Source organism: Enterococcus sp. BWB1-3 (assembly GCF_016745275.1).
Classification (GTDB): domain Bacteria; phylum Bacillota; class Bacilli; order Lactobacillales; family Enterococcaceae; genus Enterococcus_L.
In genome coordinates, this window is the sequence record NZ_JADOEP010000017.1 from 33,428 (window position 1) to 48,764 (window position 15,337).

Annotated in this window: 12 protein-coding genes; 7 read left to right on the forward strand and 5 right to left on the reverse strand. The window is 38.1% G+C overall.

Features of this window, described 5'->3' with window-relative positions; all coding sequences use genetic code 11:
• Positions 1-49 precede the first annotated feature (49 nt).
• The 3 genes from IW492_RS12000 to IW492_RS12010 all read left to right on the forward strand — a co-directional run bounded on the left by IW492_RS12000 (position 50) and on the right by IW492_RS12010 (position 1,576).
• Complete coding sequence (locus IW492_RS12000; RefSeq protein ID WP_202067876.1) at positions 50-430, forward strand: RrF2 family transcriptional regulator; 381 nt, start codon at positions 50-52, stop codon at positions 428-430.
• Positions 431-487: 57 nt separating this feature from the next.
• Positions 488-1,063, forward strand: coding sequence for a class I SAM-dependent methyltransferase (locus IW492_RS12005; protein WP_202067877.1), 576 nt, complete (start codon positions 488-490; stop codon positions 1,061-1,063).
• A gap of 120 nt (positions 1,064-1,183) precedes the next feature.
• Complete coding sequence (locus IW492_RS12010) at positions 1,184-1,576, forward strand: DUF4809 family protein (protein WP_202067878.1); 393 nt, start codon at positions 1,184-1,186, stop codon at positions 1,574-1,576.
• Positions 1,577-1,733: 157 nt separating this feature from the next.
• On the opposite strand, the gene ahpF is transcribed toward IW492_RS12010, so the two are convergent.
• From ahpF to IW492_RS12030, 4 genes are all read right to left on the reverse strand, one after another.
• On the reverse strand, positions 1,734-3,263 hold the full coding sequence (ahpF, locus tag IW492_RS12015) for an alkyl hydroperoxide reductase subunit F (protein ID WP_202067879.1): 1,530 nt from the start codon (positions 3,261-3,263) through the stop codon (positions 1,734-1,736).
• 11 nt (positions 3,264-3,274) lie between these two features.
• Positions 3,275-3,838 carry an alkyl hydroperoxide reductase subunit C gene (gene ahpC, locus IW492_RS12020; RefSeq protein ID WP_202067880.1) on the reverse strand — a complete coding sequence of 188 codons (564 nt, stop codon included), beginning with the start codon at positions 3,836-3,838 and terminating at the stop codon, positions 3,275-3,277.
• Positions 3,839-4,166: 328 nt separating this feature from the next.
• Entirely contained in the window at positions 4,167-4,337 is a 171-nt protein-coding gene (locus tag IW492_RS12025; RefSeq protein WP_202067881.1) for a hypothetical protein, read from the reverse strand.
• 108 nt (positions 4,338-4,445) lie between these two features.
• Complete coding sequence (locus IW492_RS12030; RefSeq protein ID WP_202067882.1) at positions 4,446-4,658, reverse strand: hypothetical protein; 213 nt, start codon at positions 4,656-4,658, stop codon at positions 4,446-4,448.
• 373 nt (positions 4,659-5,031) lie between these two features.
• Here IW492_RS12030 and IW492_RS12035 point away from each other — a divergent pair, with 373 nt between their 5' ends.
• Both IW492_RS12035 and IW492_RS12040 read left to right on the forward strand, forming a co-directional pair.
• Entirely contained in the window at positions 5,032-5,889 is an 858-nt protein-coding gene (locus IW492_RS12035; protein WP_202067883.1) for a helix-turn-helix domain-containing protein, read from the forward strand.
• 264 nt (positions 5,890-6,153) lie between these two features.
• Positions 6,154-7,263: an ABC transporter ATP-binding protein gene (locus IW492_RS12040; protein WP_202067884.1), complete on the forward strand. Its 1,110-nt coding sequence runs from the start codon at positions 6,154-6,156 to the stop codon at positions 7,261-7,263.
• 1,461 nt (positions 7,264-8,724) lie between these two features.
• Here the strand turns inward: IW492_RS12040 and IW492_RS12045 are convergent.
• The gene (locus IW492_RS12045) at positions 8,725-10,161 is read right to left on the reverse strand and encodes a glycoside hydrolase family 1 protein (protein ID WP_202067885.1); all 1,437 of its coding nucleotides are present in this window, start codon (positions 10,159-10,161) and stop codon (positions 8,725-8,727) included.
• Positions 10,162-10,926: 765 nt separating this feature from the next.
• Between IW492_RS12045 and IW492_RS12050 the strand changes: the two genes are divergently transcribed.
• Positions 10,927-11,175, forward strand: coding sequence for a TerD family protein (locus tag IW492_RS12050; protein ID WP_202067924.1), 249 nt, complete (start codon positions 10,927-10,929; stop codon positions 11,173-11,175).
• 1,268 nt (positions 11,176-12,443) lie between these two features.
• The gene (locus IW492_RS12055; RefSeq protein WP_202067886.1) at positions 12,444-15,095 is read left to right on the forward strand and encodes a calcium-translocating P-type ATPase, PMCA-type; all 2,652 of its coding nucleotides are present in this window, start codon (positions 12,444-12,446) and stop codon (positions 15,093-15,095) included.
• The last annotated feature ends 242 nt before the right edge of the window (positions 15,096-15,337 follow it).

Sequence of the window (15,337 nt, forward strand, 5' to 3'; positions counted from 1 at the left end):
ACCTTTTTATCATTTTCACTCATAATAACTAATGAAAGTAGTGAACGCAATGAAATACACAAAAGCAACAAACTACGCACTCCACATTATTGCTTATCTAATCAGCAGCAAATCTCAGGAAAAGTCCTCCATATACACTTTGGCAGAACAGTTCAAGCTTTCTCCCACATATTTGTCCAAAATTTTGACACAACTGACAAAAGCCGGACTGGTCAGTTCGACACCGGGAGCAAAAGGCGGTTATCAGCTGGCTGCTCCTAAAGAAACGATTTCCTTCCTCGATGTCATTCAGGCAGTTGAGGGAAGAGCACCTCTGCTTGTTTGTGATATGTCTGTGAATCACAATTGTGTGATTCAACAAGTTATTACTAATGCTGAAAAGGAAATGAATAACTTTTTAGCTGAAAAAAAGATTATTGATATTCTTTAACCAAGCTGTTTTTTTCAACGATTCATCAAAATCATTTTATTCAAAGGAGATCTATTTATGAATCATTCACATCATCCAACCAATCCTGACTTCTTTCAAAAAAAAGTTGCCAATCTTGAACAGCATCGCATTGAAACTATTACGTTTGAAGAGATTGCAGCACTCTTGGCTATCCAATCAACAGATAAAATTGCTGATTTAGGTGCCGGCACCGGATATTTTACATTTCCACTCGCTGAAATTGCAGAAACCGTTATTGCTGTCGATTTAGATATGCAAATGCTGGCATATATCAAAGAGAAAATGGAAAATCAGCAAATGTCCAATATTAAACCAGTACATTCTGCTTTGACAAACCTCCCCTTAGAAAATCATTCTGTTGATAAAGCCTTGGCTTCAATTGCCTTGCATGAAATTCCGGAGCTTTCTCAGGCACTGGATGAAATTAAACGTATCCTAAAGTCAGGCGGTTATTTTCTTTGTGTGGAAATTGAAAGAGATGTGACGGGCACTCATAACCATCCCCGAATCACACAGGAAGAAATGAGGAAGTATCTGTTGGAAGCTGGTTTTACAATTATCGATGAAAGAATTCCAACTAAAGGAATTTACGCCATTACTGCACAAATCTGACAAATTAGAAAAACAGACTATTATGTCAAGCTGTTTTTTATTATAATCGAGCTAAGCAGACTGCATTCTGATTGCTTCAATTAAATAAATAGTCAGAGAACGGAAAAGGATGGATGACAAATGAAAACAGCAAGAATCAGCAGTATCATTGATTTGACCGAAGGCGGTTGTAATGCCTGCGGAATTATAAAATGTGAGTCCTATACACTGACAATGGACGGTTTGGAGACACCTTTGGAGGAATTAACAGTGAGTACACTTGTCATGACTCTGGCTCTGAAAAGTGGTTTTAAACAGGAAATGAAGATGGCGCTTCTTGATGACTATATTTCTTTTACAAAAGGAGATCTTGAGGTGAAACTGTTTGAAGATTATGATCGACTCACTTATAAAAGTGCAGCTGCAGAAATGAACACACGGGATCGTATTGCAGATACACAAGAATTAACAGAGACAGCAAATAATATTCTGACTACTCTGTTTCAAATAGAAGCTATTGCTTTTGAGTATTAAATACGTCCTTAAGCTATTTATTGATCGACATCCTTTTGTCGATCTTTTTTTGTAAAACTTTTTCTCTAGAGAGCAAAAGGAAGGCATCTTTATCTGAAAATCACTTTCCAGATAAAGACACCTTCCTTAATTATTCAGTTATTTATTTTTTTCTATGTTAGTTGCGAATCATATAGTCAAATGCTCCTAAAGCAGCCGTTGCCCCTGATCCCATAGAAATAATAATTTGTTTATAAGCGCTGTCAGTACAATCACCTGCTGCAAATACCCCCGGCAAACTTGTTGCACCGCGTTTGTCAACAACGATTTCACCCATTCTTGTAAGCTCCAGTGTATCTCCAAGCCAATCTGTATTTGGAACCAGACCAATCAGCACAAAGACACCTTGAACCTCCAGATGAACTTCTTCATTAGTTTCACGATCTGCATACGTAATACCATTTACTTTATCTGTACCCGTGATTTCCTTCGTCTGAACATTTTTCAAGACAGTTACGTTTGGTAATGAGTATAAACGATCCTGAAGCACTTGATCTGCTTTCAATTCAGGCATAAATTCAAGAACAGTAACATGTTTTACTACTCCAGCCAAATCAATAGCCGCTTCGATTCCAGAGTTTCCTCCACCAATAACGGCAATATCTTTGCCTTCAAATAACGGACCATCACAGTGCGGACAGTAAGCCACACCTTTGTTCTTAAATTCCTGCTCACCGGGAACACCAACATTACGCCAACGGGCACCTGTTGCAAGAATAGCCGTTTTACTTTTCAGAACCGCTCCGTTTTCAAGGGTTACCTCAACAAAATCTTTTTTCTCCAATTTAGCCGTTCGCTGAGATTTCATCACATCTATAGGATATTCATTCACATGCTCTTCTACCTGAGCCATCAGCTTCGGACCTTCTGTATATTTTGTTCCAATAACATTTTCAATCCCCAGTGTTTCCAGAACCTGTCCGCCAAATGTTTCAGCAACAAGACCGGTACGGATTCCTTTGCGGGCAGCGTAAATAGCTGCGCTGGCTCCGGCAGGTCCTCCTCCGATAACCAAAACATCATAAGGATCTTTCTCTTCAAATTCAGAAGCATCTGCCGGACCGGCAGCTTTTTCAAGAATCTGTTCAATCGTCATACGTCCGCTTGAGAATTCTTCCCCATTTAACAAGACAGTCGGTACAGCCATGATTCCTTTAGCTTCCACTTCCTCTTTAAACATACCGCCTTCAACCATTGTATGTGAAATTTTAGGATTCACAACACTCATGATATTCAGTGCCTGAACAACATCCGGACAGTTATGACAAGTCAAACTCACATACGTTTCAAAATGCAGTTCCTTGTCAATGCTTTGAATCTGTTTGATTATTTTCTCATCAACCTTAGGCGCACGTCCGCTGACCTGCAGTAAAGCAAGAACCAGAGAAGTAAACTCATGTCCTAAAGGAAGTCCTGCAAAAGCAACACCGCTTCCTCCATCTGCACGATCGACAGCAAAGCTTGGGGTTTTATCAAGCTGAACTTTTTCCATGGAAATTTTTGGAGACATTGAAACAATTTCTTCAACAAGTTCCAGCACTTTTTGAGAATTTTCATCAGAACCGATGCTTGCTTTCAACACAATATTATTTTCTAAAAGCTCAAGATATTGAGCCAATTGACCTTTAATTTCTGTATCTAACGCCATTTGAATCCTCCTTAAATTTTACCTACAAGATCAAGGCTAGGCTTCAGAGTTTCTTCGCCCTCTTTCCATTTTGCAGGACAAACTTCACCTGGATTTTTACGTACGTATTGTGCAGCTTTAACTTTATCGATCATAATACTTGCATCGCGACCGATGCCGTCTGCATTGATTTCCACTGTTTGAACCACGCCATCAGGATCAACAAGGAATGTTCCACGTTGTGACAGCCCTTCCTCTTCATCCAATACATCAAAAATACGAGAAATCTTTTGACTTGGGTCACCAATCATAATGTATTCAATTTTACCAATCGCTTCTGATTGGTCATGCCAGCCTTTATGAACAAAATGAGTATCTGTAGAAACAGAATAAACTTCTACGCCCAGTTCTTTCAATGCTTTGTACTGATCCTGTAAATCTTCCAGTTCGGTAGGGCAGACAAAAGAAAAGTCAGCAGGATAAAAACAGAAAATGCTCCACTGACCTTTTAAATCTTCAGAAGATACATCGATAAATTCCCCCTGATGATACGCTTTTGCAGTAAATGCTTCAACTTCTTTTCCAATTAATGACATATAAAATTCCTCCATAAAAGTATTTGTATTGAGAATACGTAATGTAAATAATACCTGAAACTTCATGATTCAATTTTTGAAAAATGAAATTACAATTAAAATTATCAATGTTCTGCCATAAAAAGTCAAGAGGTAATTATAATTGTTAAAAACTTATAATTATTCTAATTTACAGATTCAAAAACCTTTAAATACAGAATTTGTGAAATATTAATCATAATTAACAAGAAAGCTCCATTCTCAATTACACCTTTTTTTATTCTCTTTTTCTCATATCTTTTTATATTAAAAACTCTCATTTACCAAGCTTTGACTATTTTACTATATTTTACTTAGTGTAATTTTCAACATTCCACAGTCCATTCAAACCAAGATAAACATATTCTCCTTCAACAACTGCTTTCGATGGAATTGGTTCAGCAAATTTTTTCGGTATTTTGACTGTAACTGCATCTTCTTTCAGAAAAAAATAAACCCCAAAAGCTCCTAATAGAAGCATTCTGAAAACCCACAAATAATCATTTTGAGTGGTATCAATAACCAAATCAAAAACCACTGTCTTATTTTCAATTCGGTAGATAGCTTTGAGTGAATGAAGCGGCGTTTTCTAACTCCAAAACAAAACGGTATTTGGTGAAGCAACAAGTCTTTCATAATATTTTTCCAGCTCTTTCAACCTAGACTGATCATTCAAATAAGTTATTTGATTCTCTATATAAATGTAATGTGGATATTGATTAAACTGCTTCCACAGTCCATCAAATATATCTCCATCCAGTCCCATAACCTTGACCTTATTTGGATACGCCGATGTAATCATGCGATTATCTCCCTCTTCTGAATTTTAGTATGTATTTCTTTTATTTTATCATGTAATTTATTTTTTATAGTCGTCAATAAAAAAATACGTTACATACAGAAATTCTGCATCTCCCGCACTTCTCTTAAAGTTGGAAAGGAGCACATTCAGTTTCTAAACTTCACAATGAATGACAAATTTATTTCCCTCTATTGCTAATCAGCGCTTCAATTTCTTCAAAGCAATAGACTCTTGGTTAGCTATAATACATCATCACATCTTACATTTCCCAACAGGCTATGATAGACTTATTTTGTTAAAATAAATCATTTTCTACAGATTTTTTAGATACTCGACTATTCAAAAAATATTTACTAAATGAGGTGCTTGATATTTGGAACCAAAAGATCTGCGAACCATTTACCCGGATGCTGAGCGGCATAATTATCCGGCAATTGATCCAGCTTACTTATCAATTCCTACCGATAGCGGCTATCTCTGGCTTTTAAAAAAGAAACTGTCAGAGAAAGAACAGCTATTACTGACATTGCTTTCCAAAGAAGTTCCCTCTTCTGGAAAATCAACTAACAGTCTCTGGTATCAAATTTTATTTCGGCAGAAGAGAATTGAAAAAGAAGGACATTTTCGTGTGATTCAAATCCAGCTGCAGCTGCCTGATGATTTCCTGATTGATGCATGGAAAGAACATATTAATGGGATTTTTTCGCATGCTGAAGATTCTCTTTTCTTAACACCTCAAAGTGCTTTGCTCATTGAAAAACAAGCAGAGTATACATTAACGAAAGAAGAGCTCGAAGGGATTTTCCTGACACTGGATGATGATTTTGGGACACTCAGCTCTGTATTTATCGGAGGCTTTCATGGCAGTACCTCTGCATTCCCTGCTCTTTTTGAAGAGGAACAAACGATTTTTCGGGAAGAATCTCATTTGATGAACAGGCAAAGGGTCTTTGATATTTCTGATGTAGCGCTGCATTATTTTACCAAGGATGCACTGGCAAAAAGCAGCCTAATTCTATCAATGAAAGAAGAATGGGTAATTGATGAAGAGATGAAGGAAATCATATATATATTATGGCGCAATCAGGGAAATATCAGTTCAACTGCCAAAGAACTGTTTATGCACCGGAATACTTTACAATATCGGCTGGAAAAATTCCAGGAGAATACCAGCCTGCAATTAAAAAATACAGATGATTTAATTCTCTGTTTTTTATTACTAAACAGCTGAATAACACGATCGTACAGGAATAATCTGCTTGTACGATTTTTTTGTTCCTCATATTTCTCAGCCAAAATAATAAATTTTTCCCTACCTGCTGCTCACTGTTTTACTGATGAACAATCCTTTAAAATCCAATCTGAAAAAGTATTTTTCCCTGTTTCGGCAAATTGACGAAAATCTGTCCAATTTCTTGGGCAACCTACCCTTGTTGGCAGATACCGCTTTCATATATACTAAATTCATCCAAAACAGAGAGAAGAGGAAAAAAGAATGGTAGAAATTGCTTTAAAAAACATTTACAAAAAATATGACAACGCTGAAAATTACTCAGTGACAGACTTTAACTTAGATATTGCAGATCGTGAATTTATTGTTTTTGTTGGACCTTCCGGCTGTGGTAAATCAACAACATTACGGATGATTGCCGGCTTAGAAGACATCTCTGAAGGTCAGCTGATTATTGGCGATAAAGTTATGAACGATGTTGCGCCAAAAGATCGTGACATCGCAATGGTATTCCAAAACTATGCATTGTATCCCCATATGACCGTTTTTGACAATATGGCATTTGGACTGAAATTGCGGAAATATGACAAAATAGAAATTAAAAAACGTGTAGAAAATGCCGCTGAAATTTTGGGCTTAACGGAATATCTACAGCGTAAACCAGCGGCTTTATCAGGTGGTCAGCGTCAGCGGGTTGCTCTGGGACGTGCGATCGTTCGGGATGCAAAAGTCTTTCTGATGGATGAGCCGTTATCAAACCTGGATGCAAAATTACGTGTTGCCATGCGCGCAGAAATTGCTAAATTACACCGTCGTCTGGAAACAACAACGATCTATGTAACCCATGACCAGACAGAAGCGATGACCATGGCTGACAGAATCGTTATTATGAAAGACGGTCTTGTTCAGCAAATCGGTTCTCCTAAAGAAGTATATGATACCCCAAATAATATTTTTGTGGCTGGATTTATCGGTTCACCGGCAATGAACTTCTTCAATGTTACGCTGAATAACGGTATGATTTCTGATGGAAATGACTTCAATTTAAGATTACCTGAGGGGCAAAACAAGATGCTGGTTCAAAAAGGTTATGAAGGGAAAGAAGTCGTGTTCGGTATTCGTCCTGAAGATATCCACAGCGAGCCTTTAGCATTGGAAGCAGCACCTGAAACAGTGATTCGTTCTGAGATTGTCGTTTCAGAGTTACTGGGTGCCGAAACAATGCTTTATACCAGAGTAGGAAAACATGAGTTTATTTCAAAGGTAGATGCACGCGAACTGCATACGCCGGGTGAAACAATTAAATTGGCATTCAATCTTAATAAAGGACATTTCTTTGATAAGGAAACGGAACAAGTGATTAAGCTGCCTTAAATAAATTATTTTGAAGAGGGGCTGCGATATAAGTCCCCGTCCCCGAGGTCGGGACAAAAGTGATCAGCTCCGAGAATTAAGAAGGAATATCCGAAAATATATCCTCATATTTTCAGGATAGTTCGGCTTAATTCCGAAGGAGTTGCTTTTGTCCCGCCGTTTATTCGGGGATAGATACGAAGAGAGTTTGGAACTTTATTTCTGTCCCATTCTCATTTTAGGTACCCCCAGTCCTTAATAATTATAACCGAATAAACGGTGTTCCACCTCTGTACGCTTCACTGCACATACAGTTCTGCCAGACCAAGAGAGAGCTAGCTTCATTTAAGGAATATTTATCGACAGCATACTCTATCTATGCTGGAAGAAACGGCATGAAGAAGCTTTGACATAGCCTTAGCTCTTTACAACAACCTATTTGTGCAAAAAAGTCTGTTCAAACCTTTCATTTCAGCATCTGAATGGTTAACAGTTTGCAGTCAATTTTTTTAAGTCAGCGAAATAAATTTCTAAATAGTCAAAGAGAATACCTTTCGTTTAATTTGTCACTTTGACGAAAAAACAAGTGACTTCTTGTGCACTCTACCATTGTTGTCCTGCAGCGTTTTCATCTATACTTAAGGTAGCCAAACGAACCATTAAATTTTATCATTTGGTCCCCTTAGACCTTCTTGCTTCGGCAGAAGGTCTTCTTTTTTATACTTTAACTTAAGAACATAAATAATGACATTAGTTACAAAAAAACCTAACTGACAGACTGCTCGATAAATAGATAAAGAAATTAGAGCGTGTCTGAAAACAATAGAGGAAACCGAATTATCAGTTCTACTGATGTAGGAATGGTAGACGTACTGAGAATGAACTTGATTTTATTTCATAAAATCAATGCATTGAATCGAAAGTAAGAACTTGCTTCTACGCTTCTCCGAATAATCGTCACATGTCTTTAAATGGACGCATTTGTATCGAGAATCGAGCATTGTGAGACTCATAGCGACAGGGATTTTCTACGAGTATATAAACTTCTAGTAAAATTGCCAGTCCCACTTTTGTAGGAACAGTTAGCGGGATAGTATGCAAAACGACAATCTCATGAACATTTAGACCTTCAATCTTAATCACCACAAAGGCATACAAAGACTGAAACACCGTTTATTCGGTTTTAGGGGACCGGGACCCTCTTTAAACGGAACTAGCTCATATCTATTTTTTTCGAGAAAACTCATTCCTAAAGTTCTCAGACTAGTCCTGATCGTAGACTTAAAAATGGACAAAAAATGATCGTTCATGGTCTTTAGCAAACTGAACGATCACTTCTTTTGATTTTAATCTTGCTGCTGTCTTAAACAGCCTTGCTTAATTGAACAGCCTTCCATTTCTCCTTGAAGGATACTGTAAATTCAGTAATTTTTGTAACGTTGAGCTTGGTATCTTAAAAATCAGACATACTAATGTTGAGTTCTACAAGCTCTCTCCGTTCGATGCAATTACTTCTTTATACCAGTAGAAACTATCTTTTTTATATCGATTTAACGAACCCTTTTGAGTTTCATCTTGATCAACATAAACAAATCCATACCGCTTTTGATACCCATTCAACCAGCTGAGGAGATCAGTATATGACCATGTACAATAGCCTAAAACGGTAACACCATCAGTAATTGCTTCCTGAATAGCATGAACATGATGTTTCAGATAATCAATACGATAATCATCATGAATCTCTTTCTCCGTTGTCAGTTTATCATATTCTCCTAATCCATTTTCTGTAATTAGAATCGGCATACGATAACGGCTGGTCAACCTTCTTAAAGCAATTCTTAAGCCCTGAGGATCAATTTCCCAATCCCAATTTGTTCGTTCAACAAAAGGATTCTCAACACGCTTAAACACACCTGGAAGCCCTGATTCTTCTGAAGATCCTTTTTCACCAGTCGTATTCATTTTCCCCATACCAACACCATCCAGCGGATTGAATGCTGCTGTATTTGTTTGATAATAATTGATACCGATAAAATCCGGTTTCCCACTTTTCAGCAGCTCGATGTCCCCATCTTCAATAACCGGTGCAAGTCCCTGCTCTTCCAAATAATTTAAAGCGGCAATTGGATACTCACCAAAGACGTATACATCCAACCAAAGATGCGCATTCAAATCCTCTGAGTCCTCCGCTGCCAAAACATTTTTAGGATCGCTGTTAAAGGAATAATTGGGACTATAAGCAAAGCTTGGACCAATCATACCTGGCATATCCATATCGTGAAATTTTTTGATAACGGCAGCATTTGCAAGATTCGCGAAATGATTTACCTGATACATTCTTTTTGGGTCCTGCACTGCAGGTGGATGGCTTGCCAGCAGATAACCATGAGCTACGAAAATATTCTGTTCATTCAAGCTGACCCAATGCTTTATTTTCCCTTTGAAAGTTTCAAAAAGCACCGCTGCATAGTTTGTAAAATCATCAATAATCTTGCGTGATTCCCATCCTAGATACTCATCTTGAAGTGCTTGAGGAAGATCCCAATGATACAATGTTAAAATCGGCTCAATTCCGTTCTCAAGTAATTCATCTACTAAGTCAATATAGAATTGGAGCCCGGGACGATTCACTTCTCCACGTCCACTAGGGAATATCCTAGTCCAGGCAACAGAAAAGCGATAGGCTTTTAAGCCCTGTTCCTTCATTAACGCTATATCTTCTTTATATCGATGATAATGGTCAACAGCTACATCCCCATTTGTTCCTTTAAAAGTTTTCCCTGGAATGCGCACAAATTCGTCCCATACTGATACGCCTTTGCCATCTTCCTGCCAAGCGCCTTCTACCTGATATGCTGCAGAAGCTGAACCCCACAGAAAATCTTTTGGAAATTTTTTAAGTTGTTTATGTTCCAATTCTCAGACCTCCATCTAGTTTTTGACCAATCCGTATTTTCACTTACTCTGGATTCTATCTGCTCTGTTTCAACTATTATTAATTACTGCTTACTATCTCTTATTGTCAGATATAAGCTAATCATTACAAAAAATTGACTAGTCATTATGATTGTAGCTTCTTTTGATCTTACAATCAACTGTTTATTCTTACTTATTTTTAGAGCTGTACATTTTAAACCAGCCAGTTTCCAACGAGCATTCAGCCAGATTAAGTTCGTAACCTTATTTGCAGAAAAAAGATTTATCTGCAATAATTTATGTTTCCAAAAATAGACTCTGAAATTCTGAATTTTTTATTCTAATCCATCAGTCTGATTATTTATGTAAAGCTCAGTCAGTAAGAAATCTTTCTATTCGATCAAAAGAATATTCTATTTGAAAAAGCTTGGATATTCCCATTGACTCCTTACCAACATACAGATGCCCTCCACAGCATCCGGTAGTCCATGTCAGATCCCCCAGAGCTAGATAAACCGCTTCTGTCGGCAACTCTTTTTCTCCCACTTTTTGGCGAATTAATCCACAGCAGGAATAAGGTATATTGGTATATTCTTCTACTGGAACATGAAGTTCTTTTAGCCAGCATAAGAATATGGTGCAGATTATTCTTTTTCTGGATTGATCAACAGCTTTTTCAGAACCCTACGTAATGAAACCCACGTTGTTTCCCCTACTCCCTAGTTTAATAAAATGAATACTGTATAATGAAAGCCTTCTTTAACTATTGATAACGCTGAAGAACGTACCCAAAATTTCGGTCAGGTACCCAGTGCTTTTACAAGAATTATTGATGCTGCTTCTAATGAAAAGTTGATTCGCTATGATTTAGGTGAAGATTTTTCTATTGAAACAGCAATTGTTGCAGGAGAATTATATCGTCATAACCGCAAATGGAAACTCACTGCAATCGGTAGCAGTTATCAAGATGGTCTTACAGCATTAGTTCAAGTATATGGATTAGATATGGGTTAGACATGCAATAACAGTTGCTATATAATTAACTTCAAGACTTGGGAGGCGGGACAAAAGTAATCATCTCAGAGAATTAAGAAGGAATATCCGGAAATTGTCAAGGAACACCAGTCATAAAATGAATAGCTGTGAATGGATACCTTCTTGGAGCTGCTCATATTTTCAGTATAGTTCGACTTATTTCCAGAACTGCTGTCTCTACGAGTCCAACGATTCTCGAGACGAAACATTACGCTGTATCCGTTTTTCTGCGTCTATGGTTCTCAACTACACTACACTTCGTTTCGATCTCATCAATTTCTAAATGGCAAAGCCACTAAGAATTGAAGGACTTCGTTTCGATCTCATCAATTTCTAAATGGCAGAGCTGCTAAGAATTGAAGGACTTCGTTCCAATCCTCGAAGCATGGAGGTGCTTTGTTCCTACGCTCCTACGAATGCTCATCACATGTCTGAAGGGCAAGTAAGAATGTGCTCCTACACTTCTTACGAATGCTCAGATCATACAAAGACTGGAACACCGTTCATTCGACTTTAGGGGTATCGGACATACTTATATCACAGTCCCACAATGAAAAGGAGAGCCGCAGTCCTTTCTGCTTCCTCTCAGTGGTAGGAGCAGATTAGGAATGGGGACATCGGACCATAATATGACTACAATCTTTTAGAAAGATTGTTTCCACAATGAAAAGGAGAGCCATAGTCCTTTCTGCTTCCTCTCAGTGGTAGGAGCAGATTAGGAATGGGGACATCGGACCATAATATGACTACAATCTTTTAGAAAGATTATTTTCACAACAAAAAGGAGAGCCGCAGTCCTTTCTGCTTCCTCTCAGTGGTAGGAGCAGATTAGGAATGGGGACATCGGACCATAATATGACTACAATCTTTTAAAAAGATTGTTTCCACAATGAAAAGGAGAGCCGCAGTCCTTTCTGCTTCCTCTCAGTGGTAGGAGCAGATTAGGAATGGGGACATCGGACCATAATATGACTACAATCTTTTAGAAAGATTGTTTCCACAATGAAAAGGAGAGCCATAGTCCTTACTCCTTTCTCTCAGCGGCAGGAGCAGATTAGGAATGGGGACATCGGACCATAATATGACTACAATCTTTTAGAAAGATTGTTTCCACAATGAAAAGGAGAGCCATAGTCCTTACTCCTTTCTCTCAGCGGTAGGAGCAGATTAGGAATGGGGACATCGGACCATAATATGACTACAATCTTTTAGAAAGATTATTTTCACAACAAAAAGGAGAGTAACACGTGAACAAAACATTTACTGGTTTAACGGCTGAACAGGTCGAACAATCCCGCAAAGAGCATGGGACAAATGCCTTGACTGAAAAGCAGGCTGAGTCATTTCTTGACAAATTAAAAGGAAATTTTGACGATCCAATTATTAAAATTCTGATCGTTGCGTTGGTACTAAATCTGATTTTTTCTTTTCTTGGTTATGCAGAGTGGTATGAAGCTCTGGGAATTGCAATTGCTGTTTTACTAGCAACATTGATTGGAACATGGAGCGAATACTCAAATGAAAGTGCCTTCCAAAAACTACAGGAGGATGCTTCTAAAATTGTTGTAAAAGTCTATCGTGATGGTCATGTTGCTGAAATTAAAATTGATGACATTGTTCAGGGAGATGAAATTATTCTGCAGACAGGAGATAAAATTCCTGCTGACGGACTCTTGCTTGATGGTGATTTGAAAGTAGACCAGGCTTCTCTGAACGGAGAATCTGATGAAGCTAAAAAAATCCCTCTTCCTAAAGGCGGGATCTATGAAGATGGTGATACCTTTGATGAACATGCATTGTTCCGTGGTGCAGTTATTACTTCTGGTGAAGCGGTAATGAAGGTGACAAAAATTGGAGATGCATCCTTCTTCGGACAAATGGCTTCTGAGCTTACCATTGATGAGCGTGAGTCTCCATTGAAGTTAAAGCTTGCCGGTCTGGCTGATACAATTTCTAAAGTTGGTTATACTGGCGGTATATTGATTTTTGCAGCCTTTATGATTAACCGCATCCTAGTACAGAACAGTTTTGATGGAGCTCAAATTTCTGAATACTTCTCAAATCTTGGTGCTTTCGGAAATGATATCGTTGAAGCTTTCATTCTTGCAGTAATTATTATCGTTGTTGCTGTTCCTGAAGGATTACCAATGATGATTGCCATGGTACTTTCCCAAAATATGAAGAAAATGCTTCGCAACAATATTCTGGTTCGTAAACTGGAAGGGATCGAAACAAGCGGAAGCTTGAACATGCTGTTTTCTGATAAAACAGGAACAATCACAAAAGGAAAATTGGATGTCGTTTCCTTTATTAATGGTGCGAATGACAGTTTTGATACATTGGCTGATGTTCCAGAGAAACTGCAAAAAATTATCAGCAGTGCTGTTATCAACAACACAAATGCAGTAATTTCTGAAGACAGTAACGGAAATGTATTGATTATCGGAGGGAATCCAACAGAGAAAGCCGTTCTTGCATTTGTAGAAAAAAATGAAAATGTTCGTGCAACTTTGGAACATGTTTCAGTAATCCCTTTTTCATCTGCCAGAAAGTTTTCAGCAACACAAGTAGCAGGCGACTGGAATACAACCTTGATCAAAGGAGCTCCTGAAATGATCCTGCCAAACTGTTCTGCTTACTATGATACAGATGGACATAAACAGCCTTTTACAAAACAAACAGTTCTGGAAACAGAAATTAATGAATTGGCAGAACGATCTATTCGTGTACTGCTTTTAGCAACTACAGAAGACATCATTACAGAAGAAAGTCTGCCAAATGACTATACGTTAATCGGCATTCTGGCAATCCGTGATGACGTACGTCCAGAAGCCATTGAAGCAATCGAAGAAGTTCATCAAGCAGGCGTACAGGTAGTTATGATTACTGGGGACCGTAAAGAAACAGCAATCGCCATTGCCAAAGATGCTAAAATTTTGACTGCAGATAACGAGGTTGTTCTGACTTCTCAGGAATTAAATGAAATGCCGGATGAAGAAGTAAAATCTATTCTTCCAAATATTCGCGTCATCGCCCGTGCATTGCCAACTGATAAATCTCGTCTGGTTCGTCTGTCACAGGAAATCGGCTTAGTAGTCGGAATGACTGGTGACGGTGTAAATGACAGTCCAGCCCTAAAACGTGCTGACGTCGGCTTCGCAATGGGCAGCGGAACCGAAGTTGCGAAAGAAGCCGGAGACATTGTTATTCTTGATGATAACTTTAAATCTATCACTCAAGCCATTTTGTTTGGTCGTACGATTTATCGTTCCATTCAGAAGTTCATTGTGTTCCAACTGACATTAAATGTTGGTGCTTTATTAATCAGTTTCATTGCTCCGTTTATCGGTATTGATCATCCGCTGACCATCACCCAAATGCTATGGGTTAACCTGGTAATGGATACACTGGCTGCTTTGGCATTCGGTGCCGAACCAACCCTGAAGCGTTATATGAGAGAGAAGCCAAAACGTCGTGATGAAAATATTGTGACCCCCTCCATGTTAGCTGCTTTTGTTTTTGAAGGTGTAATAATTACAGGGATTGGTCTTTGGATGTTGAAAGGAACCTTCTTATCTCAGTATTTCACCAGCGGAACAGGCAATATTGCACTTTACACAGGATTCTTCTCATTCTTTATTCTGTATGCTGTGTTTAATGGTTTCAATGTCAGAACAGAGAAATTGAACATCTTTGATAACCTGAACAGAAATAAAATGTTCCTGCGTATCATGATATTGATTATCGTTGTTCAGATTCTAATGACCTTTGTCGGCGGAGCAATTTTGAGAACTACTCCGCTGAGTGTTACAGAATGGGCAATTGTCCTAGGACTTTCCATAGCGGCAATTCCAATTGATATGCTGCGAAAAGTCGTGTCAAAAGTAATTAACAAATAAGTATTAGATAGAAAAAATAAGCGCAGGTTTCTGCTGGCAAATAAACAGAAACCTGCGCTTTAATTTTGCGCTTACTGAAAAAGGCGCTGCAATTAATAATGTTAGTGAGCAATCATCGGCATCTTTTATTTACACTAGAAAAGACACCTTGAATTCCTTTAAATTAACGTCAACTAAAACCAATTTAAAGATAAATCAAAATGCCTCACCTAAGAGAATTTTTTTCAAAGAACAATTCCTAA

What these genes read in the sequence shown, in the direction of transcription:
- IW492_RS12000 (WP_202067876.1), top strand. Translation starts at nt 50, where the DNA reads ATGAAATACACAAAAGCAACAAACTACGCACTCCACATTATTGCTTAT.
- IW492_RS12005 (WP_202067877.1), top strand. Translation starts at nt 488, where the DNA reads ATGAATCATTCACATCATCCAACCAATCCTGACTTCTTTCAAAAAAAA.
- IW492_RS12010 (WP_202067878.1), top strand. Translation starts at nt 1,184, where the DNA reads ATGAAAACAGCAAGAATCAGCAGTATCATTGATTTGACCGAAGGCGGT.
- ahpF (WP_202067879.1), bottom strand. Translation starts at nt 3,263, where the DNA reads ATGGCGTTAGATACAGAAATTAAAGGTCAATTGGCTCAATATCTTGAG.
- ahpC (WP_202067880.1), bottom strand. Translation starts at nt 3,838, where the DNA reads ATGTCATTAATTGGAAAAGAAGTTGAAGCATTTACTGCAAAAGCGTAT.
- IW492_RS12025 (WP_202067881.1), bottom strand. Translation starts at nt 4,337, where the DNA reads ATGCTTCTATTAGGAGCTTTTGGGGTTTATTTTTTTCTGAAAGAAGAT.
- IW492_RS12030 (WP_202067882.1), bottom strand. Translation starts at nt 4,658, where the DNA reads ATGATTACATCGGCGTATCCAAATAAGGTCAAGGTTATGGGACTGGAT.
- IW492_RS12040 (WP_202067884.1), top strand. Translation starts at nt 6,154, where the DNA reads ATGGTAGAAATTGCTTTAAAAAACATTTACAAAAAATATGACAACGCT.